This window comes from Pseudothioclava alba, assembly GCF_033100795.1.
GTDB lineage: Bacteria > Pseudomonadota > Alphaproteobacteria > Rhodobacterales > Rhodobacteraceae > Pseudothioclava.
The window spans coordinates 1,139,146-1,164,100 of sequence record NZ_JAWLVI010000001.1 but is presented as its reverse complement, the minus strand read 5'-3'; the positions used below and the strand labels follow the sequence as shown (position 1 = coordinate 1,164,100).

The 24,955-nt window shown below is 63.8% G+C and carries 23 protein-coding genes; 18 read left to right on the top strand and 5 right to left on the bottom strand.

Annotated features, from left to right (window positions below; genetic code table 11):
- The first annotated feature begins 121 nt into the window (after positions 1–121).
- Positions 122–766, top strand: coding sequence for an endonuclease III (gene nth, locus RYZ20_RS05705; protein WP_317671206.1), 645 nt, complete (start codon positions 122–124; stop codon positions 764–766).
- Positions 763–1,749, top strand: coding sequence for an adenosine kinase (locus tag RYZ20_RS05700; protein ID WP_317671204.1), 987 nt, complete (start codon positions 763–765; stop codon positions 1,747–1,749). Before nth ends, RYZ20_RS05700 begins: the two co-directional genes overlap by 4 nt.
- A 24-nt stretch (positions 1,750–1,773) precedes the next feature.
- Here the strand turns inward: RYZ20_RS05700 and RYZ20_RS05695 are convergent, their stop codons facing one another.
- Positions 1,774–2,592, bottom strand: coding sequence for a sulfotransferase family protein (locus tag RYZ20_RS05695; protein WP_317671202.1), 819 nt, complete (start codon positions 2,590–2,592; stop codon positions 1,774–1,776).
- A gap of 152 nt (positions 2,593–2,744) precedes the next feature.
- Here RYZ20_RS05695 and RYZ20_RS05690 point away from each other — a divergent pair, with 152 nt between their 5' ends.
- From RYZ20_RS05690 to RYZ20_RS05680, 3 genes are read left to right on the top strand one after another with little or no spacing between them, the layout of a single operon-like run.
- The gene (locus tag RYZ20_RS05690; RefSeq protein WP_317671200.1) at positions 2,745–4,319 is read left to right on the top strand and encodes a DUF5928 domain-containing protein; all 1,575 of its coding nucleotides are present in this window, start codon (positions 2,745–2,747) and stop codon (positions 4,317–4,319) included.
- 11 nt (positions 4,320–4,330) lie between these two features.
- Complete coding sequence (locus tag RYZ20_RS05685) at positions 4,331–4,711, top strand: HIT domain-containing protein (protein WP_317671198.1); 381 nt, start codon at positions 4,331–4,333, stop codon at positions 4,709–4,711.
- A gap of 7 nt (positions 4,712–4,718) precedes the next feature.
- Positions 4,719–5,639: a cation diffusion facilitator family transporter gene (locus RYZ20_RS05680; protein ID WP_317671196.1), complete on the top strand. Its 921-nt coding sequence runs from the start codon at positions 4,719–4,721 to the stop codon at positions 5,637–5,639.
- Here the strand turns inward: RYZ20_RS05680 and RYZ20_RS05675 are convergent.
- Together RYZ20_RS05675 and RYZ20_RS05670 are read right to left on the bottom strand one after the other, a co-directional pair.
- Positions 5,636–6,391 (bottom strand): hydroxypyruvate isomerase family protein, encoded by a 756-nt coding sequence (locus RYZ20_RS05675; protein WP_317671194.1) that lies wholly within the window; start codon positions 6,389–6,391, stop codon positions 5,636–5,638. The genes RYZ20_RS05680 and RYZ20_RS05675 overlap by 4 nt on opposite strands.
- Positions 6,392–6,988: a DUF1285 domain-containing protein gene (locus RYZ20_RS05670; protein ID WP_317671192.1), complete on the bottom strand. Its 597-nt coding sequence runs from the start codon at positions 6,986–6,988 to the stop codon at positions 6,392–6,394.
- Between the two features lie 69 nt (positions 6,989–7,057).
- On the opposite strand from RYZ20_RS05670, the gene RYZ20_RS05665 reads away from it, so the two are divergent.
- From RYZ20_RS05665 to RYZ20_RS05650, 4 genes are read left to right on the top strand one after another with little or no spacing between them, the layout of a single operon-like run.
- Entirely contained in the window at positions 7,058–8,074 is a 1,017-nt protein-coding gene (locus RYZ20_RS05665; protein ID WP_317671190.1) for an AAA family ATPase, read from the top strand.
- Positions 8,071–8,964 carry a DUF58 domain-containing protein gene (locus RYZ20_RS05660; RefSeq protein ID WP_411572314.1) on the top strand — a complete coding sequence of 298 codons (894 nt, stop codon included), beginning with the start codon at positions 8,071–8,073 and terminating at the stop codon, positions 8,962–8,964. Before RYZ20_RS05665 ends, RYZ20_RS05660 begins: the two co-directional genes overlap by 4 nt.
- Positions 8,964–11,699 carry a DUF4159 domain-containing protein gene (locus RYZ20_RS05655; protein ID WP_317671188.1) on the top strand — a complete coding sequence of 912 codons (2,736 nt, stop codon included), beginning with the start codon at positions 8,964–8,966 and terminating at the stop codon, positions 11,697–11,699. Before RYZ20_RS05660 ends, RYZ20_RS05655 begins: the two co-directional genes overlap by 1 nt.
- Positions 11,696–13,801 (top strand): hypothetical protein, encoded by a 2,106-nt coding sequence (locus RYZ20_RS05650; protein ID WP_317671186.1) that lies wholly within the window; start codon positions 11,696–11,698, stop codon positions 13,799–13,801. Before RYZ20_RS05655 ends, RYZ20_RS05650 begins: the two co-directional genes overlap by 4 nt.
- Here RYZ20_RS05650 and RYZ20_RS05645 read toward each other — a convergent pair.
- Positions 13,798–14,496 carry a DUF599 domain-containing protein gene (locus RYZ20_RS05645; RefSeq protein ID WP_317671184.1) on the bottom strand — a complete coding sequence of 233 codons (699 nt, stop codon included), beginning with the start codon at positions 14,494–14,496 and terminating at the stop codon, positions 13,798–13,800. The two genes, RYZ20_RS05650 and RYZ20_RS05645, sit on opposite strands and share 4 nt — an antisense overlap.
- 81 nt (positions 14,497–14,577) lie before the next feature.
- Between RYZ20_RS05645 and RYZ20_RS05640 the strand changes: the two genes are divergently transcribed.
- The 5 genes from RYZ20_RS05640 to RYZ20_RS05620 all read left to right on the top strand — a co-directional run bounded on the left by RYZ20_RS05640 (position 14,578) and on the right by RYZ20_RS05620 (position 19,827).
- Positions 14,578–16,011, top strand: a complete 1,434-nt coding sequence (locus tag RYZ20_RS05640; RefSeq protein WP_317671182.1) for an FAD-linked oxidase C-terminal domain-containing protein — start codon at positions 14,578–14,580, stop codon at positions 16,009–16,011.
- Between the two features lie 21 nt (positions 16,012–16,032).
- Positions 16,033–17,109, top strand: coding sequence for an FAD-binding protein (locus RYZ20_RS05635; protein WP_317671180.1), 1,077 nt, complete (start codon positions 16,033–16,035; stop codon positions 17,107–17,109).
- The gene (gene glcF, locus RYZ20_RS05630) at positions 17,109–18,395 is read left to right on the top strand and encodes a glycolate oxidase subunit GlcF (protein WP_317671178.1); all 1,287 of its coding nucleotides are present in this window, start codon (positions 17,109–17,111) and stop codon (positions 18,393–18,395) included. The genes RYZ20_RS05635 and glcF overlap by 1 nt, the downstream gene beginning before the upstream one ends.
- A 70-nt stretch (positions 18,396–18,465) precedes the next feature.
- The gene (locus RYZ20_RS05625) at positions 18,466–19,254 is read left to right on the top strand and encodes a trypsin-like serine peptidase (RefSeq protein ID WP_317671176.1); all 789 of its coding nucleotides are present in this window, start codon (positions 18,466–18,468) and stop codon (positions 19,252–19,254) included.
- 120 nt (positions 19,255–19,374) lie between these two features.
- Positions 19,375–19,827, top strand: a complete 453-nt coding sequence (locus RYZ20_RS05620) for an Hsp20 family protein (protein ID WP_317671174.1) — start codon at positions 19,375–19,377, stop codon at positions 19,825–19,827.
- Between the two features lie 45 nt (positions 19,828–19,872).
- Here the strand turns inward: RYZ20_RS05620 and RYZ20_RS05615 are convergent, their stop codons facing one another.
- A complete protein-coding gene (locus RYZ20_RS05615; protein WP_411572313.1) occupies positions 19,873–20,217 on the bottom strand; it encodes a winged helix-turn-helix domain-containing protein in 345 nt (114 codons plus the stop codon).
- 135 nt (positions 20,218–20,352) lie between these two features.
- Between RYZ20_RS05615 and RYZ20_RS05610 the strand changes: the two genes are divergently transcribed.
- From RYZ20_RS05610 to RYZ20_RS05595, 4 genes are all read left to right on the top strand, one after another.
- Positions 20,353–21,543, top strand: a complete 1,191-nt coding sequence (locus tag RYZ20_RS05610; RefSeq protein WP_317671170.1) for an MFS transporter — start codon at positions 20,353–20,355, stop codon at positions 21,541–21,543.
- A gap of 9 nt (positions 21,544–21,552) precedes the next feature.
- Entirely contained in the window at positions 21,553–22,167 is a 615-nt protein-coding gene (locus RYZ20_RS05605; protein WP_317671168.1) for a glycosyltransferase family 29 protein, read from the top strand.
- Between the two features lie 73 nt (positions 22,168–22,240).
- Complete coding sequence (locus tag RYZ20_RS05600) at positions 22,241–23,263, top strand: aspartate-semialdehyde dehydrogenase (protein WP_317671166.1); 1,023 nt, start codon at positions 22,241–22,243, stop codon at positions 23,261–23,263.
- Positions 23,264–23,368: 105 nt separating this feature from the next.
- Positions 23,369–24,955: a DUF4139 domain-containing protein gene (locus RYZ20_RS05595; protein WP_317671164.1), complete on the top strand. Its 1,587-nt coding sequence runs from the start codon at positions 23,369–23,371 to the stop codon at positions 24,953–24,955.

The window sequence follows — 24,955 nt, the reverse complement described above, 5'->3', positions numbered from 1 at the left end:
TCGGGCAGTTTTGCCCGCACAGAGCAAACAGGACGTTAACGGGCGCAAAAAATTGTCGTCAATTCGAGGAAAATCGACGCACCCTCTTGTCGCCTGCAACGGGTGAGGGCATAGCGGGTAGATGGCAAAACAGCTTGATTATATGGTGCTCAAAGAGGTGTTCGCGCGGTTCGAGGCCGCCGACCCTTGCCCCAAGGGCGAACTGGACCACACCAACGCCTATACGCTTTTGGTGGCGGTGGCCCTGTCGGCGCAAGCGACCGATGTGGGCGTGAACAAGGCGACCAGGGCGCTGTTCCCGATTGCCGACACGCCGCAGAAGATGCTGGACTTGGGCGAAGAGGGGCTGATCGAGCATATCAAGACAATCGGCCTGTTCCGGCAAAAGGCCAAGAATGTCATCAAGACCGCGCAGATACTGGTCGAGAAATACAACGGCGAGGTGCCAAGCTCGCGCGCTGCGCTGACCGGATTGCCGGGCGTCGGGCGCAAAACCGCGAATGTGGTGCTAAGCATCTGGTGGGGGCATCCGGCGCAAGCGGTCGATACCCATATCTTCCGTGTTGGAAATCGCACGGGCATCTGCCCTGGCAAGGATGTCGAGGCGGTCGAGCGCGCCATCGAAGATAACGTGCCGGTCGAATACCAGCGCCATGCGCATCATTGGCTGATTTTGCACGGCCGTTACCTTTGCGTTGCGCGCAAACCGAAATGTGGAGCCTGCCCGATCCGGGATCTGTGCCTGTTCGAGGAGAAAACCCAGTGAAAAACTATCAGGTCGTGGGCATCGGCAATGCGATTGTCGATGTGATCAGCCAGTGCGACGATGCGTTTCTGGCCGCGAATGGCATCGAAAAGGGCATCATGCAGTTGATCGAGCGGGACCGCGCCGAAGAGCTGTATGCCGCGATGCGCGATCGCACGCAGGCGCCGGGTGGCTCGGTCGGGAATACACTGGCGGGGCTTGGCAATCTTGGGCTGCGCACGGCCTATATCGGGCGGGTGCGCGACGATGCTTTGGGACGGTTCTTTCAGGCCTCGCTGGAGGCCGAGGGCACCGATTTTCCGAACCCGCCGGTCGCGGGCGGCGAATTGCCGACCTCGCGTTCGATGATCTTTGTCTCGCCCGATGGCGAGCGCTCGATGAACACCTATCTGGGCATTTCCGCCGAGGTCTCGACCGAGGATGTGCCGCTTGAGGTCGTGGAAAGCACCGAGCTGCTGTATCTTGAGGGCTATCTGTTCGACAAGGATCACGGCAAGGCTGCGTTCCTGAAGGCGGCGCAGGGCACGCGGCGCACGGGCGGTCGCGCGGGGATTTCGCTCTCGGACCCGTTCTGCGTGGACCGCCACCGCGACAGCTTCCGCCGCCTGATCCGCGACGAGATGGATTATGTGATCGGCAATAATCACGAGTGGGAGGCGCTGTATCAGACCGATCTGGAAAGCGCGCTTAAGCAGGCGTCGGGTGAGTGCCGGATGATCGTCTGCACCCGCTCGGGCGACGATGTGGTGCTGATCCGCGAAGGCGAGCGGGTCGAGGTGCCAGTGCACCGCATCACGCCGGTCGATGCGACAGGCGCGGGCGACCAGTTTGCGGCCGGGTTCCTCTATGGCTATGCGACGGGATGCTCGCTTGAGGTGTCGGGCAAGATGGGCGTGATCGCCGCAGCCGAGGTCATCAGCCATTACGGCGCGCGCCCCGAGGTTGATGTGCTGGAGCTGTTCGCCCGTAAGGGTCTGGCATAAGAAAGGGGGCTGACGCCCCCTTAATCAATTCCCGAGTTTCGCGTGCACCTCGGCGAGGTCCACTTCACCGATCGGATATTTGTTGTCCGGGTCGTCGAAATCATAGTGGAACAGCTGGAAATCCTTTTTGTAGATTTCCCAGACCAGATGGCGCGAGAGATCGTCGAAATACTCGCTCACTTTATGCGCGCGTTTTGGCCCGTGCCCTTCGGATTCGTTAAAGCGCGGCACGTCGTCCAGGCCAAGCTTCACCGGCGTCTCGGTGTTGTCCAGAACGACCTGCATCCCTTCGTTGAACTTCTCGGTGAAGAAGATGTGGTCGTAGTGCCCGCCATTGCAGATGAAGGTCGAGATATGGCCGGACATGGCCGACCAGTGGATGTCAGGCTCCATCGGGCGGCGCCAGCGGATGGTGTCGCGCGCGAAGAGCAGAAAGCGGCGGAATGACTGGATCTGGTCGAAGTCGAAATCGTCCTCGGGGCTGCCAACCTCGATCCCGTATTTCTGGATCAGTTGCGGCACAAGATTGCCGCGATAGCGTTTGCCGTTGCGCTGGATGCCGCAAATCTTGTCGAAGAACGACGACAGAATGCGCGCATAGGGGTTGCGCACGCAGGTAAATGCATAGGACTTATGCGCCTTCACATTGTCCTCGATCGGCTTCTGGCTTGCCTCGATCGACCATTTGTGCAGCCCGCCGGTTGCGTCGTGAATGTCGCCGTCAAAAAACGTGCCATGATCGGAATAATACATGATCTGCCCGATGGACGAGCAGGCACATTTGGGAACGACACGGTAGACCATGCTTTCGCTTTCGGTCATCCAGGTGCCAGGAAAACCCATATTTTCTTACCTCCAGAACGCAACTTTTGTTGCGCAAACCATACTTAGGAAACAATAATCCCCTAAAGAGCAAAGAAATGCTTACTTTTCAACGGTTATTAAAGCTAAACATGCCAAGGGTCAGGTAGGAATAAGGGCAGGCTGTTTCCAAGATGGCAAAAATCGCCTTCATAATGCTCACGCATAAAGACCCCGAGGGGTTGATCCAGCAGGCGCTGCGCCTGACGGCGATGGGCGACTATGTGTCGATCCATTTCGATGCGCGTGCGAAACCGTCGGATTTTGCACGCCTGCAAACGGCTCTTGGGGGCAATCCGGGCGTGGTCTTCGCCAAGAAACGGGTGAAATGCGGCTGGGGGGAGTGGTCTCTGGTCGAAGCGACGCTTGAAGCGGTGAAGGCCGCGGTGGGCGCGTTTCCGGATGCGACACATTTCTACATGCTTTCGGGCGACTGTATGCAGATCAAGACGGCGGAATTCGCGCATCAGTTTCTGGATGCCGAGAGCGTCGATTACATCGAGAGCTTTGACTATTTCAAATCCGACTGGATCAAGACCGGCTTCAAGGAAGAGCGGCTGATCTATCGCCATTGGTTCAATGAACGCACGCAGAAACGGCGGTTCTATTTCGCCTATGAGCTCCAACGGCGTCTGGGGATCACGCGCGCTGTGCCAGACGACATCGAGATGATGATAGGCTCGCAGTGGTGGTGTCTGCGGCGGCGCACCATCGAATGGGTGCTCGATTTTTGTAAGAACCGCCCCGATGTGATGCGGTTTTTCCGCACGACCTGGATCCCCGACGAGACGTTTTTCCAGACCATCGTGCGCCATGTGGTGCCTGAAAACGAGATCCGCACCCGCACGCTGACCTTCCTGATGTTCACCGATTACGGTATGCCGGTGACGTTCTATAACGACCACTACGACCTGCTTTTGTCGCAGGATTTCCTGTTCGCGCGGAAAATCAGCGCCGAAGCCTCGGACCTGAAAACCCGTCTGGGAGAGCTGTGGGGGCAGAGCGGCGTGCATTTCCCGATCTCGAACGAGGGGCGCTCGCTGTTCAAGTTTCTCTCGGGGCGCGGGCGGATCGGGCGGCGGTTCGCGCCGCGCTTCTGGGAGACCGAAGCCAGCCTCGGGCGCGAGAACACGCTGATGATCGTCGTGTGCAAGAAGTGGCACGTTGCCAAGCGGTTCGTCGATCAGGTCCGCCAGCGCACCGATATTCCGGTGGCCGAGTATATCTTCAACGAAGAGGGCGGCTTGCCGCATCTGGGCGGGATCGAATCGACGCTGGAGAAACGCCACCGCCACCGGCGCGCGCTGCTGCGGATGTTGTTCGACTATAACCGGACCGAGCGGCTTGTGGTCTGTATCGACCCCGGCAATTTCGACCTTCTGGAGGATTTTACCTCTGACAAAGCCAAAGTGCGTATTCTGGAAATCGAGTGCGATTTCTCCGAGGAGTATCTTGTCGGCCACGCGCGGCGCGTCGGGCTGGCGGGAGAGCGTACGCCCGAGGATGTTCTGGTCCGGCTTCTGCCGACGATCCGCTATGATCTGCGGCTAGAATCCGACCGGATGCGCGATGCGGGCTTTCCGTCCTATATGCGGATGCGCGAACAGGACAGCGCCGACCAGAATACCATGCCGATCGCGCGCTTCCTTGGCTGCGATCCCGATATCGCATATGAAATCGCCACGACAGACCACCTCTTCGTCGATTAAGGAGCGCTCCCATGGCCTATGCCTATGACGACCAGAACATCTTTGCCAAAATCCTGCGCGGCGAAATTCCCAACAATACCGTGCTGGAAACCGATCATACGCTGGCGTTCGGTGATATTTCGCCCAAGGCGCCCGATCATGTGCTGGTGATTCCGAAGGGGCCGTATGTTTGCTACGATCATTTCTGTAATGCGGCCAGTGATGCCGAGATCGTCGATTTCACCCGCGCTGTGGGCAAGGTCTGCGCGATGATCGGGGCGGAGCCCGGAAATGGCGGCAACGGCTTCCGCGCGATCACCAACGCAGGCGAGGATGGAGTGCAGGAAGTGCCGCATTTCCACCTGCATATTCTGGCCGGCCGCCCGCTAGGCCCGATGCTTCTGATGCGCTGAGGCCGATATGCCGCACGACCATCACCACGGGCACGGCGGGCACCATCACGGGCTGGATGCACATTCCGGCGACCGGCGGGTCGCTTGGGCGGTGGCGATCAACGTCGGCCTGACGGTGGCGCAGATCGCGGGTGGGCTTGTGGCGGGGTCTGTCGCGCTGATCGCGGACGGGGTGCATAATTTCTCGGATGCAGCGGCGCTTGTGCTGGCGTTTGGCGCGCGGCGTCTGGCGCGGCGCGGCGCTGACAGCGCGATGAGCTTTGGCTGGGCGCGTGCCGAGGTGGTGGCAGCGCTGATCAACTATGTCTCGCTGGTGATTGTCGCCCTTTGGCTGATGGCCGAGGCGGCAGGGCGGTTGATTGACCCGCCCGGTGTCGAGGGCTGGATCGTTATCTGGCTTGCGGCTTTGGCGCTGGTGATCGACCTTGGCACGGCGGCGCTGACCTTCAGCCTGTCAAAGCAAAGCGTGAATATCCGCGCAGCCTTCTTGCACAACCTTGCCGATGCGGGGGCGTCTGTGGCGGTGATCTTTGGCGGCGTGGTGATCCTGCTCTATGACTGGCGGCTGGTGGACCCGCTGCTGACCATCGGGATTTCGCTGTTTATCCTGTGGCATGTGGCGCACGACATCCGGCCCGTTTTGCGCATCCTGATGCTGGGCGCGCCAAGCCCGCAAGACAGCCCCGAGATCGCGGAACACTTGGTCGCGCTTGACGGCGTCGAGGCCGTGCATCACCTGCATCTGTGGCAGATCGACGAAAAGCGCAGCTCGCTGGAGGCGCATCTGGTGCTGGCCGAGGGCGCGGATTTCCGCGATGTGATTGCGCAGGCCAAGCATATGCTGGAGGCCGAGTTCGGTCTGATCCATGTGACCCTTGAGCCCGAGACCCGCAGCTTCGGGTGCGCAGATCGGGCGGGGGGCTGCTAGCCGCGCGGCAACCAGCCCAGACCTTCGCGCGTTTCGCCTGCGGGGCGGTATTCCGCGCTGACGAACCCGTCATAGCCCTGCGCGTCGAGCATAGCGAAAAACGCCGGATAGTCGATTGGTCCGCCGGTTGGTTCTGACCGCTCGGGTGTTTGCGCGATTTGCACATGAACCGCGCGCTCGCCATGCGCACGCCAGACCGCCATCGCGTCTCCGGTGATTTTTTGCGCGTGATAGGCGTCGAATTGCATGTTCACATTCGGCGCACCGACCGCGTCGATGATCTCTGCTGCCAGATCAAAATCGTTCAGATAATACCCCGGCCAGTCGCCACTGTTCAGCGGTTCGATCGTTAACGAAATATTGGGCGCCTTTTCCGCGGCCCATTGCAGGTTCTCGATGAAACAGGCGCGCGCCTCGGGGCCGCTCGTCTCTCCGGTCATGATATGGATGTGCAGAGGCTTCAGGACGGCCGCATAGCGCAGCACACGCGCAAAATCGCGCCGGAAGCGCTCGGCGCTGGCGGGGATGGCGGCGTAGCCCGGCTCGCCTCCGGTGTAATTCGGAGGCGGTGCATTCATCAGAACGAATTGCAGATCCTCGAAGACCAGAGCGTCGCGCATGTCTTGCGCGGGGCAATCGTAGGGGAAAAGCACCTCGACCGCGTCAAACCCCGCTGCCTTGGCAGCCGCAAAGCGGTCCATGAACGGCAACTCGGTAAAGAGCATCGACAGATTCGCGCAGAATTTTGGCACTTACAGCTCCGCCATCGGGATAATCGGGAAAAACTGCCCGCGCGACCACAGCCCGAGCCAGTCCTGCCCCTCATGGGCTGCGGGGCGGGCGATGTCTACAAGCCGGTAAAAGGTTTTCCGGTCGATTTTAGCTTCCAGTCCGCGGCGCACATGCAGATAGGGCTGCGGCTCGTCATCCTCCAGCCGGATAACGCGGATCGCATGATCGGGGCCGGCTGTCACCTCGTCGCCGACATTGGTCGTGAAACGCAGCACCTGTTCGGCGCCCTTGCCCGAGATGTCGCAATCCACTGCAATAAAGGGCGCATCCTCGACGCGGATGCCCACCTTCTCGACCGGGGTCACAAGGAAGAACTTGCCGTCTTCGAGCTTCAGCACCGAGGCGAACAGCCGCACCAGCGCCTCGCGCCCGATCGGAGTCCCCAAATAGAACCAGGTGCCGTCGCGCTTAATCTCCATGTCCAGATCGCCGCAAAACGGCGGATTCCACAGGTGGACGGGCGGCGGCCCCTTCTTCGCGGCCTTGCTGGCAGCGGCAGCGATGCCGTCGGCATTCGGTCCCTTCACGGGCTTTTGTGGGGGCTTCTTGTCGCTCATCTGTCTTTCCGGTTTGTTTGCCGGTCAATATCTGGTTTTCTAAAGATAGTTCGCCCCGAGGAGTTTGTCATGGCTGATACTGATGAATTGATTGATGAAATCGAAGCGCTGGGCGCCAAGCTGCAAAAGGCGCGCCATTCGATCAACCGCCGGTTCATCGGGCAAGAGCGCGTGGTCGAGCTGGTTCTGGCCGCTTTGCTGTCGGGCGGGCACGGGCTTTTGGTCGGCCTGCCGGGGCTTGGCAAGACGATGCTGGTCGATACGCTGTCCACTGTGATGGGGCTTGGCTCGAACCGGATACAGTTCACGCCCGACCTGATGCCCGCCGATATTCTGGGCTCCGAGGTGCTGGAAACGGCCACTGATGGCAGTCGCGCGTTCCGGTTTTTGCAAGGGCCGGTGTTCTGTCAGCTTCTGATGGCCGACGAGATCAACCGTGCCAGCCCCCGCACCCAGTCGGCGCTGTTGCAGGCCATGCAGGAGCGCGAGGTGACGATCGCGGGCGAGCATCGCCCCCTTGGCCGCCCGTTCCATGTGCTGGCGACGCAAAACCCGATCGAGCAAGAGGGCACCTACCCGCTGCCCGAGGCGCAGCTTGACCGCTTCCTTGTGCAGATCGATGTCGATTATCCTGACCGCGAGACCGAGCGGCAAATCCTGCTGGCGACCACTGGCGCAACGGCCGACGAGGCGCATCAGGTGTTCGCCGCTGACGAACTGATTGCAGCGCAGGCTTTGGTGCGTCGGATGCCGGTTGGCGAAAAGGTCGTCGAGCATATCCTCGATCTGGTTCGGGCCTGCCGCCCGGGAGAGGAGGGCGGCTCTGATCTGGCGCGCGACGCGCTGGCCTGGGGGCCGGGGCCGCGCGCAGCACAAGCGCTGATGCTGACGGTGCGGGCGCGGGCGCTGATCCACGGGCGGCTTGCGCCAAGCCTTGAGGATGTTGTCGCGATGGCTGGGCCGGTTCTCGTTCACCGCATGGCGCTTGGCTTTGCGGCGCGTGCGCGGGGCGAGACCTTGGCTGGCGTGATCGCGCGCATCTCGCAAGAGGTGCTGGGTGTCTCGGGCGCCGAGGTTGCTGCGTGACTCAACGCCCTGATAGCGGCGCTGCGCTTCAGTTGCGCCGCGCGGCCGAGGCGCAGGCTTCGGTCTTGCCGCCATTGCTGGTGGCGGCCGAGCAACTGGCCGCGACCGTTCAGCTTGGCGCGCATGGCCGCCGCCGCGTGGGCGTGGGCGAGGAGTTCTGGCAATACCGCCCCGTCCAGCACGGCGAAGACGCGCGGTTTATCGACTGGCGCCGCTCGGCGCGCTCGGATGCGCAATATACCCGCGAACGCGAGTGGCAACTGGCGCAATCGGTGTATCTTTGGGCTGATGATGCGGCCTCGATGCAGTTTGCGGGTGATGGCAACGGACCGACCAAGGCGGAGCGCGCGCGGCTTCTGGCACTGGCGCTGGCGGTTCTGATGACCCGCGGGGGCGAGCGCGTGGGCCTGTCCGGCCCGCTTGCGCCGCCGCGTCCGGGGCGGGCGCAGCTTTTGACGATTGCGCAGGTTCTGGCTGGCGCTTCGAGCGAGGCCGAGTTGGGCGCGCCCGAAGTGGCGGGGATTTCAGCGCAATCGCGTGCGGTGTTCCTGTCGGATTTCTTCGGTGATCTGGATCATCTGCGCGCGTCAGTGGGCGCATTGGCGGATCGCGGTGTGCAGGGCGTTATGCTTCAGGTGCTGGCCCCCGAAGAAGAGGATTTCCCGTTTCAGGGCCGCACCATTTTCGAATCCGTCGGCGGCACGCTACGCCATGAAACGCGCAAGGCGGCGGATCTTCGCGCGCGCTATCTGGACCGTCTGGCGGCACGGCGCGAGGCTTTGGCGCATCTGGCGCAAACGGCGGGGTGGCAGTTTTCGACGCATCACACCGGCTCGCCCGCGCAGGGCGCGCTATTGTGGCTCCATGCCGCTTTGGGGAGGGGCGCCTGATGTGGATGCTCGGTCCCATTGGATTTACCGCGCCGTGGCTTATGCTGGGGCTGATCGGCCTGCCGATCCTGTGGTTTTTGCTGCGCGCCGTGCCGCCCGCGCCGGTGCGGCGGCGGTTTCCCGGTGTCGTTCTGCTTTTGGGGCTGCGCGACGAGGATGCGCAGGCCGAGCGCACGCCCTGGTGGCTGTTGGCGCTGCGGATGCTGGCGCTGGCGGCGGCGATCATCGGCTTTGCGGGGCCGGTTCTGAACCCCGAGGTTCGCGCGGCAGGTGAAGGGCCGTTGCTGATTGTGGCGGATGCCAGCTGGGCCTCGGCGCGCGACTGGCCGCGGCGGCAAGACCGGATGGAACAGGCTTTGGTTGAGGCGCAAAACGCGGGCCGTCCGGTGGCGTTTGTGCGGCTTAGCGCGCCGCCTGCCGTGCAGATGAAATTCGGTGATCCCGCCGATCTGCGTCAGCAGGTGAAGGGGCTTTCCCCGCGCCCGTGGGAGCCGGATGCCACCGACCTCGCGCTTTTGCCGGAGGGGCGTTTTGACACCCTGTGGCTGTCTGACGGGATGGAGCGCCCTTCGCGCGCGGCGCTTCTGGCGGCCTTGCAAGGGCGCGGCGCGGTCAGCGTCTGGCAACCCGCCGCGCCCGTTCTGGCGCTTGGGGCGCCGGTTATCCGCGAGGGCGCTCTGGCCCTGCCGGTTCTGGCGACGCGCGCGCCTCTGGCCCCTCCGGAGGTGGTCGCAATCGGTCTGGACCCGACGGGCCTTGAACGCGAACTGGCGCGGATGGCGGTCGCCTTTGATGGCGGCACGCGGGCTGAGGCCCGTTTCGACTTGCCGCCAGAGTTGCGCAACCGGATCACGCGGTTCGAGATTTCCGGCCAGCGCTCGGCTGGGGCCGTTAGCCTGACCGACGATGCGGTAAAGCGGCGCAAGGTGGCGTTGGTTGCGGGTGGCCCTCCGCGCGAGGGGCTGGAGTTGCTCTCGCCGCTTCACTACCTGCGCGAAGCCCTGCGCCCAAGCTCCGATCTGATCGAGGCGTCGCTGGAAGACGTGCTTCTGGCCAAGCCGGATGTAATTATTCTGGCCGATGTCAGTGAGTTGGCCGACCCTGACCGCCTTGCTGAATGGGTCGAGGAGGGCGGGCTTCTGGTGCGGTTTGCGGGGCCGCGGATGGCGGCAGGCACGACGCAGGACGACGATCTTCTGCCAGTGCGTTTGCGCGTGGGCGGGCGCTCGGTCGGCGGCACGATGAGTTGGGAAAGCCCGCGCGCGCTGGCGCCTTTCCCCGAAGGATCACCCTTTGCGGGGCTGGCCGCGCCCGAAGATGTGACGGTGGCGATGCAGGTGATGGCCGAGCCTTCTCCGGAACTGGCCGAGCGCACGATCGCCGCGCTTGCCGATGGCACGCCGCTTGTGACGCGCGCGGCCTTTGGGGCGGGAGACCTGGTGTTTTTTCATGTAAGCGCGAATGCCGAGTGGTCCTCGCTGCCGCTGTCGGGGCTGTTCCCCGCGATGCTGGAGCGGCTGGCAATTTCGACCCGCTCCGGCCCTGCCGAGACGAGTGACATGGCGGGCACGACCTGGGTTCCGCAGCAGTTGATCGACGCTTTCGGGCGGCTGGAGGGCGCGGAAAAAGCCGCCGGTGTCGCGGGCGAGGATCTGGCCGGCGCACTGCCGGGGCCGGACCTGCCGCCCGGTCTTTATGCCTCTGACGAGCGGGTGATTGCGCTTAATGCTTTAGCGCGGGATCGCAGTTTAGCGCCTGCGCTCTGGCCTGCGAGTGTTCCGCTTGAGGGTAATGAGGCTCCGCGTCAGATGCCGTTGAAAGGGGCGCTTCTGGCGGCGGCATTGGGCGTTCTGCTGCTGGATGCATTGGCGACGCTGATGCTGTCGGGGCAGCTTGTGATGCGACGCGCGACGGGTGTTGCGGCGTTGGCCCTGATGCTGGCGGGCTTTGGCACGGATCGCGCGCAGGCCGACGGGATGGAGGAAGCCCGTGCCATAGCGGCGGCCTCGGATGTCGTGCTGGCCCATGTGGCGACGGGTAATGCCGAGGTGGATCGCATCGCTGAAGCCGGGCTTCGCGGGTTGTCGAGCACGGTCAGTCGCCGGACAGCGGTTGAACCGGCAAAGCCGATGACGCTCGATCTGGAGACCGACGATCTGGCGCTGTTTTCGCTGATTTACTGGCCTGTAACCGAGGATCAGCCCGCTCCCTCGGCGCGTGCCTATCTGAAGCTCAACCGTTATTTGCGCGGCGGCGGCATGATCCTGTTTGACACGCGCGACGCCGATCTGGCGGGCTTTGGCGAGGCTACGGCGACAGGGCGGCGCTTGCAGGCGTTGGCGGCGCCTTTGGATATTCCGCCTCTGGACCCGATCCCGGCGGACCATGTGCTGACGCGCGCCTTCTATCTGCTGCAAGAGTTTCCGGGGCGTTATTCCGGCCCGATCTGGGTCGAGGCCGCGCCGCCGGATGCCGAGCTTGCCGAGGGGATGCCGTTTCGCAACCTCAATGACGGGGTGACGCCCGTTGTGATCGGCGGCAATGACTGGGCCGCAGCCTGGGCGCAGGATGCGCAGGGGCTGCCGATGTTCCCCGTGGGGCGCGGCCTGACGGGCGAGCGTCAGCGCGAGATTGCGCTCCGCTTTGGGGTCAATCTGGTGATGCATGTGCTGACGGGGAACTACAAATCCGATCAGGTCCATGTGCCTGCGCTTTTGGAAAGGCTGGGGCAATGAGCGGGCTGTCGGTGATCTTTGCGCCGCTGGTGCCGATGGCGGTTCTGCTGGCGCTGGCGGGGCTGGCGGCGGTGGTTTTGGCCCTGTCGGTCTGGCGCGGGCAACGCGGCTGGCCCTTGCGCGCGCTGGCGGCGCTGGCCTTGCTTGGGGCGATGGCGCAGCCCGCTCTGCAACGCGAGGAAACCGAAGCCCTGTCGGATATTGTTCTGCTGCTCGACGACCGGACGGCCTCGCAATCCCTGTCTGACCGAGGCACTCAGTCCGATGCGGCGATCAAGGGGCTGGAGGCGCAGCTTGCCCGCCTGCCGAATGTCGAGTTTCGCAAGATCACCGTGCCGGATGGCGCCGAAAACGCAGGCACGGAAATAGGGGCTGCGCTTTCCGGGGCGCTCGCCGCCGAGCCTCGTGCGCGCGTCGCAGGGGTATTGGTCGTCTCGGACGGGCAGGCGCATGACGCGGGCCTGATGCCCGATCTGCCCGCGCCCTTGCAGCTTTTGCTGACGGGGCGCGCGCAAGACTGGGACCGTCGCTTGCTGATCCAGACGGCCCCCGCCTTCGGGATTATCGGCGAGGAAACCGCGATCCGCCTGCGGGTCGAGGATATGGGCGCGGTGCCTGCCACGCTTGGGACCACCGCGCAGATCAGCATCGCGATAGATGGGGGCGAACCGTCGAGCTATGACGTGCGCGTCGGGCAGGATCTGGAGCTGCCGCTGACGCTCTCCCACGGCGGGCAGAATGTGGTGCAGTTCGCGCTTGCGCCCGTGGAAGGCGAACTGACCACGCGCAACAATGAGGCGGTGGTGCAGATCAACGGGGTGCGCGACCGGCTGCGGGTTCTGCTGGTCTCGGGCGAGCCGCACGCGGGCGAGCGCACATGGCGCAACCTTCTGAAGTCGGATGCGGCGGTTGACCTTGTGCATTTCACCATTCTGCGCCCGCCCGAAAAGCAGGATGGAACGCCGGTCTCGGAGCTGTCGCTGATCGCCTTTCCGACGCAGGAATTGTTCATCGAGAAGATCGACGAATTCGACCTCTTGATCTTTGATCGCTATGGCGCGCGGGGCATCCTGCCTGCCGCCTATTTCGCCAATATCCGCGCCTATATCGAACGCGGGGGGGCGGTGCTGATTTCGGCTGGTCCCGAGTTTGCCACCGTTGAAAGTCTTTATCAGACCGCGCTTGAGGAAATCATGCCAGCGCGCCCGACGGGGCGGGTGTTGTCGCAAGGGTTCTTGCCGCGTCCGACCGCGCTTGGCCTGCGCCATCCGGTGACGGCGGGGCTTGAGGGCGCGCCACCCCCTGCCGGGCAAGACGCCCCCGAGGGCGCATCCCATTGGGGCCGCTGGCTGCGCCAGATCGAATTGACCAACCCCACCGGAGAGGTCGTGATGGAGGGCGCTGAGGGCAACCCGCTTTTGGTCCTGTCGCGGGCGGGCGAGGGGCGCGTGGCGCTTTTGGCGTCTGATCAGGCTTGGCTTTGGGATCGGGGGTTCGAGGGCGGTGGGCCGCAACTGGAACTGCTGCGCCGCATCGCGCATTGGGCGATGAAAGAGCCGGAGCTTGAGGAAGAGGCGCTGTATGCGGCGGTCGAACCCGGCAGTCTGACGCTGACGCTTACACGCCGCACGATGGCCGAAACCGCCGCGCCTTTGACGATCACGGGGCCGGAGGGGCAGAGGTGGGAAGTGCCCCTGGCCGAGGACGCACCGGGCCGTTTTACCGCGCGCTGGAGTGCGCCCTCGGCGGGGCTTTACCGCTTTGCCGATGCCGATCTGGAGCGTGTTGTTGCGCTTGGCCCTGCCGCACCGCGCGAGTTCGAAAACACCATCGCCAGCGCGGAACCCTTGAGTGCGGCTATCGCGGCCTCGAATGGCGGGGTGACGCGGCTTGAGGACGGTGTGCCGCAAATCCGGTTTGTGCGTGAGGGACGCGCGAGTGCGGGGCGGGGTTGGATTGGCCTCACGCGGCGCGGGGCCGAGGCGACGGTGGATCTGCGGGTCAAGCCGCTGATGCCTGCATGGGCGTGGCTGGTGCTGGTCGGCGCGTTTGTTCTGGGGGCGTGGCTCATCGAAGGGCGCAGCCCGCGGTCGCGCGCCTAGCTTGGCGGGTTTTCCAGCAACGCCTGTCGTGCGGTCGAGGCGAACTCGCGCCGCCACAGCATCACCGTGGTGAACAGCGCCGCCGCTGCCAGTGCCGCCGGCCCCAGAAGCCACGCCAGTGAGGCCAGCGCGAAATAGACCGAGCGTAGCCCGCGGTTAAAGCTTTTGGCGGCATTGATCGCAAGCCGCGCTGCCTGATCCGCGCGCGGATAGGCCAGCGGGTCGGTGATGTCGTTGGGCACTGCCGCCATCGCAATTGCGGCATAAGAAAACAGCCGGTGGGACCAGACGAATTTCAAAAACGCATTGGCCCCAAACAGCACCGCCGTCAGAATCCGCGCCTCCCACAGCACATTCGGCCCCTGATCGAGGGCGAATTCATTGGCCAGATCGGACAGGCGCTCGGGGTTGCCGATCAGCGCCAGCCCGCCGCCGATGGCAATCAGCGCGGTCGAGGCGAAGAAGGTCGTCGATTGCCGCAGCCCGTCCATCATGGCCGAATCAAAGATGCGCGGCTGGCGGGTGACAAGCTGGCGCATCCATTCGCGCCGGTAGCCCTCCATCAACACGCCGACCGAGGGGCGGTTGGCGGGCGGGTGCTCGGTCGTCCAGCCGATGCCGAGCCAGCACAGCACCAGAAGCCCAAGGGCTGCAAGGTCATACAGGTTGAACGGGCCGATCAGAAGGTTTGTCATGGCGCCAGATTAGCCAATCAGATGAATGCTTGCCAGATGGGATTATTGGTTATATTTTCTTACCAAACGGGAGGTGGTCGCATGGAGATGCCCAAAGCCAGCGCGCTTGTTTTGTCGCGCAAGGACCAGATCGTCGCGCGGTTGCGCGCGGTGCTGCCCGATGATGCGGTGATTGATGATCCGGCGGAAACACGCGCCTATGAATGTGATGCGCTCTCGGCCTATCGCTGCCCGCCTTTGGCTGTGGTGCTGCCGCGCACGACCGACGAGGTCGCCGCCGCGCTGAAGGTCTGTTTCGAAGAACGCGTGCCGGTGGTGCCGCGTGGGGCGGGGACATCGCTGGCGGGTGGCTCGATGCCGACCGAAGATTCGGTGGTGGTCGGGCTTGCGCGGATGAACGCCGTGCTGGAGACCGATTACGAGAACCGCTTTATCCGTGTCGAGGCAGGGCGCACCAACCTGTCGGTCACTGGCGCGGTCGAGGCGGACGGCTGGTTCTATGCGCCCGATCCCTCGTCGCAGCTTGCCTGTGCGATCTCGGGCAATATCGCGATGAATTCGGGTGGCGCGCATTGCCTGAAATACGGCGTGACGACGAATAACCTGCTGGGGGTGACGCTGGTCACGATGGCGGGCGAGGTGGTCGAAATCGGCGGGCCTTATAGCGATGCGGGCGGGCTGGATTTGCTGGGCGTTGTCTGCGGCTCGGAAGGGCAGCTTGGCATCGTGACCGAGGCTTGCCTGCGCATCCTGCCCAAGCCCGAAGGCGCGCGCCCCGTGCTGATCGGGTTCAACTCGAACGAGGTGGCGGGCGCCTGCGTGGCCGACATCATCAAGGCGGGCGTTCTGCCGGTCGCGATCGAGTTTATGGACCGCCCCTGTATCGTGGCGACCGAGGCGTTTTGCCATGCGGGCTACCCCGATTGCGAGGCGCTGCTGATCGTCGAATGCGAAGGCTCCGAGGCCGAGATCGACGAGCAACTTGGCCTCGTGCGCGAAATCGCGATGCGCCACGATCCGGTGGAATTCCGCGAGGCGCGTGACGCCGATGAGGCGGGCCGCATCTGGCTGGGTCGCAAATCGGCCTTTGGCGCGATGGGGCAGATCAACGATTACATGTGCCTTGATGGCACGATCCCCGTGTCGTCCTTGCCCGAGGTGCTGCGCCGCATCGGGGAACTGTCGCGCGAGTTTGGTCTGGATGTGGCCAACGTGTTTCACGCGGGCGACGGCAATATGCATCCGCTGATCCTGTATAATGCCAACAAGCCCGGCGATCAGGAAAAATGCGAAGAACTGGGCGCTGCGATCCTGACGCTTTGCGTCGAAATGGGCGGCTGCCTGACCGGCGAGCACGGTGTCGGTATCGAGAAGCGCGATCTGATGACCGTGCAATTCGCCGCTGTCGACCTTGAAGCGCAGATGCGGGTGAAAGACGTGTTCGATCCGCGCTGGTTGTTGAATCCGGCCAAGGTGTTTCCCCTGTCTGTCAGCGCGCCGCGGCGCGAAGCCTGATCTAACCGCGAGACCGATGTCATGAGAATTGAGACCGAACAGCAATTGGCCGAAGCGATCCGCAGCGCGCAAGGGCCGCTCGCGATTGTGGGGGGCGGCACGCGGCCGGTGGGGCAGGGTGCTGGGGCGCGCCTTGAGGTCGGGATTTCCGGCATTACGCTTTATGAACCGGGTGCTCTCACGCTGGTTGCGGGGGCGGGCACGCCACTTTCTGAAATCGAAGAGGTCATCGCCGCTCAAGGCCAGCGCCTGCCGTTCGAACCCGCACGGTGGGGGACGGTTCTGGGTGCCTCGGGCGAAAGCACCATCGGGGGTGTCGTGGCGGCGAATGTCTCGGGGCCGCGCCGTGTGCAGGCGGGTGCTTGCCGCGATAGTCTGATCGGGGTGCGATTTGTCGATGGCGCGGGCGAGACTGTCAAGAACGGCGGGCGCGTGATGAAAAACGTGACCGGCTATGATCTGGCCAAGCTGATGGCGGGAAGCTGGGGCACTTTGGGGGTGCTTAGCGAGGTGTCGTTCAAGCTGCTCCCCGCCGCGGTGGCGCAGGCGACCATCGTTCTGGACCTGTCCGCCGAGGCGGCGCAGCCTGCGCTGTCGGCCGCGCTTGGGTCGCCCTTCGATGTGTCGGGTGCGGGCTGGTTGCCCGGGATTGGCGCGATTGTGCGCATCGAGGGGCTGGCACAATCGGTTGCCTATCGGGCGGAACGTCTGCGTGACTTGCTGGCGGTTTTCGGCCCTGCGCGGATCGAAACCCACAGATCCGCCGAGCTTTGGCGTTGCTTGCGCGATCTGGTGCCGTTCGAGGGCAAGTCGGGCGATCTGTGGCGGCTCTCGGTCAAACCCTCCGAGGCGCCCGACATCCTGCGCCGGATCGGCGGCGAGGTCATGCTGGACTGGGGCGGTGGCCTGATCTGGGCGCTGGTGCCAGAAGGCACCGACCTGCGCGCCAGAGCGGCCCCCTACACCGGTCACGCGACCTGCTTGCGCGGGCAGTCGCCTGCGTTCGAGCCCGAACCCGCACCCGTTGCCACACTGACCCGCGCCCTGCGCGCGCGCTTTGATCCGCGCGGCATTCTGAACCCCGGAAGGATGGGCTGATGCAGACCTATTTTACGCCCGAACAACTGGCCGATCCGGGGATCGAGCGCGCCAACCAGATCTTGCGCTCTTGCGTGCATTGCGGGTTTTGCACCGCGACCTGTCCGTCCTATCAGGTGCTTGGAGACGAGCTGGACAGCCCGCGCGGGCGGATCTATCTGATCAAGGAGATGCTGGAAAGCGGCCGCCCGGCGGATGCGCGCACCGTCAAGCATATCGACCGTTGTCTCAGCTGTCTGGCCTGCATGACGACCTGCCCGTCGGGCGTGCATTACATGCATCTGATCGACCACGCGCGGGTTCATGTCGAAAAGACCTACAAACGTCCGCTGATGGACCGCCTGCTGCGCTGGACGCTGGCCAAGATCGTGCCTTATCCGGGGCGGTTCCGGCTGGCGATGCTGGGGGCCAGGATCGCGCGGCCCTTTGCGGGGCTGCTGCCCGATCCGCGGTTGCGCGCGATGGTGGCGATGGCGCAAAAGACCCTTCCGCCGGTGTCGCGCAACGATGACGCCCAGACCTTCCCCGCGATTGGCCCGCGCAAATACCGCGTGGCGTTGCAAATCGGCTGTGCGCAGCGCGCGCTCAATACCGACATTAATGACGCGACGATCCGCCTGTTGCGCCGCCTTGGCTGTGATGTGGTGATCCCGCGCAAGCTGGGCTGCTGCGGGGCGATGACGCATCACATGGGCCGCGAAACCGAGGCCCATGCGCAGGCGGAAAACAACATCCGCGCCTATCTGTCCGAAGGCGATCTGGATGCGATCATCATCAACACCTCGGGCTGCGGCACGACGGTCAAGGATTACGGCTATATGTTTCAGGACCGCCCCTTGGCTGGGGAGGCCGCGAAAGTGGCCGGGCTGGCCAGGGATGTGACCGAGTTTCTGGCGCAGATCGGCCTGCCCGAAGGCGCGCCAAAGGGGCTGCGCGTTGCCTATCACGCGGCCTGTTCGCTGCAACACGGGCAGAAGGTCAAGACCGCGCCGAAAGATCTGCTAAAGAAGGTTGGCTTCGAGGTGGTGGAACCTGCTGACAGCCATCTGTGCTGTGGCTCGGCGGGGACGTATAATCTGCTCCAGCCCGAGATTTCTGCCGATCTTAAGGCGCGCAAGGTCCGCACACTTGAGGCCAAGGCGCCCGATCTGATCGCGGCGGGGAACATCGGCTGTATGGTGCAGATCGGCTCGGGGACCGAGGTGCCGATCGTCCATACGGTCGAATTGCTGGACTGGGCGACGGGCGGGCCAAAGCCGCCAGCGCTGGCCGCCGCAGGGAAATAATCCGCCGCGCCATATTCTCGCCCCATGACAAGGCTAGAGCCGGGGGCGGGATTGCTTTATCGGATGGTTCATGCGCAGCGTATTCGCCTTGCTTGTTTTCGTGCTCGCCCTTGGCTTCGGGGGCGGCGCGCGTGCGCAATCCGCGCTGCAAACCCTCTCGACGGGCGATGCGACGCGCGGCTGGGAGGCGGTCGGGCGGCTGAACCTTGGCAAGGGCAGCTTTTGCACCGGAACCCTGATTGAACCCGATCTGGTTCTGACGGCGGCGCATTGTCTGTTCGATCCGGCGACCGGCAAGATGTTCACAGCCGACCAGATCGAGTTCCGCGCGGGCTGGCGTAACGGGCGCGCGGTCGCCTATCGCAAGGTGCGCAGCGCTGTGGCACATCCCGATTACGCCTATCAGGGAGCCGACCGCTTTGATCGCGTTGCCTGGGATATTGCGCTGGTGCAGCTGGCGCAGCCGATCCGCCTGCCTCAACTGGTGCCGATCCCCCTGTCGCACGCACCGAAAGCGGGCGATCAGGTCGGTGTGGTATCCTATTCGCACGACCGTGCCGAGGCGCCCTCGTTGCAAAAGCGTTGCGAGGTGATCTCGCGCAACAGTGGCGTCGTGCTGATGGATTGCAACGCCGATTTCGGGGCGTCCGGCTCGCCCGTGTTCTCGGTTGCGTCGGGGCATCCGGAAATCGTCTCGGTGGTGTCGGCCAAGGCGCAGTTCCGCGAAAAGGATGTGACCCTTGGCACGTTGATCGACCACGTCGCCGATCTGCGCGCGGCGCTTGAGGCGCGCAACCCCGGCGATAACGCGCGCCAGATGATCCGCTCGGGCGGCGCCAAGTTTATCCGCGCCAACTAGGCTTGAAACGCCGCTCCTCCCTTCCCATCTCGGTTTTGTCGCGGTGCCATGACGGGCCGCGATGATTTCCCTGCCCCGATAAGGGGAGGGCCAACCGACATCGCTCTGGAGAGGATGACAATGCGAACTTTTGATCTTGCCCCGCTTTACCGCGCAACCGTTGGCTTCGACCGTGTGGCCGATATGATGGACCGTGTGCTGTCGGCCGATGTGCCACAGCCGACCTATCCACCCTATAACATCGAGAAACTTGATGAAAACGCCTACCGGATTTCGATCGCGGTGGCGGGGTTCTCGGATGAGGAACTGGGTGTTGAGCTGCGTGAAGGCGCGCTGATCGTGACCGGCCGCAAAGCCGAGGGCGAACCCGAGAAAACCTATCTGCATCGAGGCATCGCGACCCGCGCGTTCGAGCGCCGCTTTGCGCTGGACGATCACCTGAAAGTCACCGGCGCCAGCCATGTTGACGGGATGCTTCATGTCGATCTGGTGCGCGAAGTGCCCGAGGCGCTCAAGCCCCGCCGGATTGATATTGCCGGATCGGCCCCCAAAGCGGCGACAATCGACGCCTGATTTCGGAAAATTCATGGCGCGCGGGCGGCAACTCCCGCGCGCTTTCTATTGCGCTGCAAGCAGCGCCTTGATCCGCGCAATGTCCTCGGCTCCGGCCTCAAGGACGGTCGCTTCGAGGTTGCGGTAAGCGGCCAGAACCTCGTGTCCCGTGGGCGTCAGATGCGCGCCGCCCCCTTTCGCGCCACCCCGCGCGCTTTCGACCAGAGGCTCGCGAAACCCCGCGTTCATCGCCTCGACCAGTTGCCAGGCGCGTTTATAGCTCATCCCCATCTTACGCCCCGCCGCCGAGATCGAGCCTTCGGACGCAATCGCCTCCAAAAGCGCAGCCTTCCCCGGCCCGAGCATCAGCTCGCCGAAATAAAGCCGCAGCATCAGACGCGTGAGGTCCATCGGGATCATCCTTTCGTTTCGGCTATCCTGTCGCGCGCGCACGCGGCTTGCAAGCCGAACTCCCCTTGCGCTGTCCGGCAAGTTTGGGCAGCTTGGCGGCCAGAAGGGGGATAGCGGACCCCCAAGAGGGATATTATGCGTCTGACGATCGGCTTCTTCGTGCTGGGATATATGCTCAGCCAGTTCTATCGCGCATGTCTGGCGGTGCTGACGCCGGTTCTGAAAGAGGAGCTGGGAGCCACGGCGGGCGACCTCGCGCTGGCGCTTGGGCTTTGGTATGTGACCTTTGCGCTGATGCAAATTCCGGTCGGAGAGGCGCTGGACCGGATCGGGCCGCGCCGGACCTCGGGCGTTTTGCTGGCGGTCGGCGGCGGTGGCGGGGCGGCGATGTTCGCGATGGCCTCGGGTCCGGTGGATGTGCAAATCGCGATGGCGCTGATCGGGATTGGCTGCTCGCCGGTGCTGATGGGGGCTTATTTCATCTTTGCGCGCAGCTTTCGACCCGCGCTGTTCGGCACGCTGGCGGCCTCGATCATCGGGGTGGGCAGCCTTGGAAACCTGTTGGGCGCGACGCCCCTGGCGGCCTCGGTCGAGGCCTTTGGCTGGCGCGAAACGCTTTGGGCGCTGGCTGGGGTCACGCTGCTGGTCTCGGCCGGGGTTTTCCTGTTTGTGCGCGACCCCGAGCGAGTCCAGGCGCCTTCGGGCAAATCCGGCTCGATTCTGGATGTGCTGAAAATCCGCGGACTGTGGCTCATGCTGCCGCTGATGATGATCAACTATTCGGCCTCGGCGGGCATTCGCGGCCTCTGGGCAGGGCCGTATCTGGCGGATGTCTTCGGGGCTGATGCCGCGCGGATCGGCACAGTGACGCTGGCGATGGGGATCGCCATGACGCTTGGCAATTTCATGTATGGTCCGGCGGACCGCCTGTTCGGCTCGCACCGGCGGGTGGCGATTGTCGGCAATACGGGGCTGGCGATCGGGCTTGTGCTGTTGTGGCTGCAACCCGATGCGGGGTTGATGCAGGCGGCGCTTCTTTTGGCGATGGTCGGGCTGTTGGGGCAGACCTTCCCGGTGCTTATGGCGCATGGGCGCGCGTTCATCCCGCCGCATCTGACGGGGCGGGGTGTGACGATGCTCAATATGTTCTCGATCCTCGGGGTGGCGCTGATGCAGTTCGGCTCGCGCGGGGTGTTCGAACGCGCCTCGGAGACCGGCACACCGACCGAGGCTTATAGCGGGCTGTTCCTGTTCTTCCTTGTGCCGCTGGTGATTGGTCTTTCGATCTATCTGTTCAGCCGCGACAACCCTGACGCAACCCGTTAGAACAGGCCCATGACCCGATTTGAGTTCCTTCTGAACCGGACATTGCGGCGCGAGGTGGCGTTGATGGGGCTGTCGGTGCCGCAAGAGCGGTTACTGGCCGCGCTGGAGGAGAAATCCGTTGCGCTGGTTGGCAATGCGCGCGCGCTGGTCGAGACAACGCACGGGGCGGCAATTGACGGGCATGACTTGGTGATCCGCATCAACCGCGCGCCGATGCCATCGCCGCAAAGCCACGGCGCCCGCACCGACTGGCTGGCGCTGGCGACCTCGCTACCTGCGGATGACCGCCAGAGGATCGGGGCGGCGCGCTATCTGTGGATGAGCCATAAGCGCAAGCGGCTGGATTGGGAAACCGCCTCGAGCGAAGGGTTTTACCTGCATCCGCTGGCCGATTACCGCGCGATGAAAGCGGAGCTTGGCGCCCAGCCGACGACGGGGGCGATGATGATCGCACTGCTGTCGCGGTCCCGCCTGTCGCGGCTAACCCTTTTCGGGTTCGACTTTTTCGCCTCGCTTTCGCTGTCGGGGCGGCGCACGGCGGATAAGGTTCCGCATGACTTTGCCGCCGAAGCTTCTTTCGTGCGGGCGTTGATTTCGGGCGACAGCCGCATCATTCGTGCGTGAAGCGTAAAGAATCCCTTTTAAATCGGCACACAAAGCGCTAAAGGCGCTTGTTCTTTTGAGCAAGGAGGGCCTGATGGGCTATAAAGTCGTCGTCGCTGGCGCCACGGGGAATGTGGGTCGCGAAATGCTGAATATTCTGGCCGAGCGCCAGTTTCCTGCGGATGAGGTTGTCGCTCTGGCTTCGCGCCGGAGCCTTGGCACCGAGGTCAGCTATGGCGACAAGACCCTGACTTGCAAGGATATTGAGGGCTTCGATTTCTCGGGCTACGACATCGCCTTCTTTGCAATCGGCTCGGATGCGACCAAGAAATACGCGCCCATCGCAGCATCGCAGAAATGCGTCGTGATCGACAACTCGTCGCTCTATCGCTACGACCCGGAAATCCCGCTGGTCGTGCCGGAAGTGAACCCCGAGGCGGTGGATCGCTACACCAACAAATATATCATCGCGAACCCCAACTGCTCGACCGCGCAGATGGTTGTGGCGCTCAAACCCCTGCATGACCGCGCGCGCATCAAGCGTGTTGTCGTCTCGACCTACCAGTCGGTGTCGGGCACGGGCAAAGAGGCAATCGACGAGCTGTGGAACCAGACCAAGGGTCTTTACGTCCCCGGTCAGGAAGTCGCGCCGAGCGTCTACCCCAAGCAGATCGCCTTCAACGTGATTCCGCACATCGACGTCTTCCTTGAGGATGGTTCGACCAAGGAAGAATGGAAGATGGTCGCAGAGACCAAGAAGATCGTGGACCCCTCGATCAAGCTGACCGCGACTTGCGTGCGTGTGCCGGTATTCGTTGGCCACTCGGAAGCGATCAACATCGAGTTCGAGGACCATCTCGACGAGGCCGAAGCCCGCGACATCCTGCGTGAAGCACCGGGCGTCATGGTGATTGATAAGCGTGAGGCCGGTGGCTATGTGACGCCGGTGGAATGCGTTGGCGATTACGCGACCTTCATCTCGCGCATCCGTCAGGACAGCACCATCGACAACGGTATCAACCTGTGGTGCGTGTCGGACAACCTGCGCAAAGGCGCGGCGCTGAACGCGGTCCAGATCGCGGAAACTCTGGGCAAGCGTTGCCTGAAAAAAGGCTGATCCTCGCGATCACCTGACCTGAATGTGAGGGCGCCGTGATCCGGCGCCCTCTTGCTTTTTCGGGGTATTGGTTCAAGTCTGCAGGCAGTTTTTCGGAGGACTGTTATGCGTAGCCTGACCCTTGCCCTTTTGCTGAGTTCCGTCCCTGCGGCGCTTCTTGCCGACGTGATCGAAGCCCCCTCGAACGTGACCGCCGTGACCCTGTTTCCATGGGGCGCGCAGGTGGTGCGCGAGGTGCGCGTCGAGGCGCCTTCGGGCGTGCATCAGCTGATAGTTCCCGACCTGCCCCAAGGCACCGATCTGTCGCGCCTGCGGGTGGCGGGCGAGGGGATCAGGATTGGCAATGTGACACTGATCGACGAGCGTCCGCCCGCGACCGAAGAAACCCTGCGCCCCGAGGTCGAGGCCGCGCGCGCCGAAGTGGATCGGCTTGAGGCCGCGTTGCGCAAGGGGCAGCAAGGCGTGGCGGTGATCCGCACCAGGGCCGATGCCGCGCACGACCGGATCGAGTTTCTGAAAGGCGCCTCGACCAGCGCCGTTGCCGCCGATGCGCTGAGCGCGTTCTCGCGCGCCATCGGGGACGAGGTGCTGGCCGCGCGGCAAGAGGCGTTGCAGGCGGATGCCGAGGCGGATGAGGCCGCCCGTGGGCTGAAGCCCGCCGAAGAGGCGCTTGAGGCTGCGCGAAAGACGCTCGCGGCGCTGGAGCATCCGGCACAGGATCATGATCTGCTTCAGGTGACCTTTGAAGGCACGGGCGTGTTGCGGGTGACCAGCTATACCGATGCGGCGTCCTGGGCGCCCGCCTATGATCTGCGTCTTGCGCGCGAGGAGGGGCAACTGGTGCTGGATCGCTATGTCTCGGTCTCGCAGGCATCGGGCGAGGATTGGCGGGGCGTGGACCTGACGCTATCGACCGCGCGCCCGTCCGAGCGGAGCAACCCCTCTGATGTGCCGCCGCGCCGCGTTTGGATGACGGATGAAAAGGCGTTCAAGCCGATGGTTTCAGGCTCGGCGCGGATGGCGGCTGATGCTGCCCCCGAGCCAATTCTGGCCGAGGCGATGGAGGCCAGTTTCGACGGCTTGCAGGTGAATTATCGCCTTGGCGCACCGGTCGATCTGCGCGACGGGGTCGAGGGGCTGCGGCTTTCCCTTGGCGCGATCGCGATGGAGGCCGAGGTCTATGCCGAGGCCGCGCCCTTGTGGGACCAGACGGCCTTTCTGGTGGCCGAGGCACAGAACTCCAGCGGCGAGGTGCTGTTGCCGGGCGAGGTGCAGCTTTATGTGGACGGTGCCTTGGCAGGTGGCAGCTATCTTGATCTGGTGCCGACCGAAGGCGCGATCCATCAGGGTTTTGGTGCGATCGACGGGCTGCGGCTGAAGCGGTTGATGCCCGAAACGATGGAGGGTGACACGGGCGTTCTGTCGAAATCGAATACCCGCAAAGAGGTGGTCGAGATGGTGGTCGAAAACATGACGCCGCTGGATTGGTCCGTGCGCCTGATTGACCGGCTCCCCTATTCCGAACAGGAAGACCTTGAGGTTCAGACCCGCGCGGTGCCGCCGGTCAGTGAAACCGATGTCGATGACAAGCGCGGGGTTGTCGCGTGGCGCTTTGAGCTACCTGCGGGCGCAAGCAAATCCGTGCGCAGCGAAACCGTCATGACATGGCCGCTCGATCAGGTCTTGCGCTGA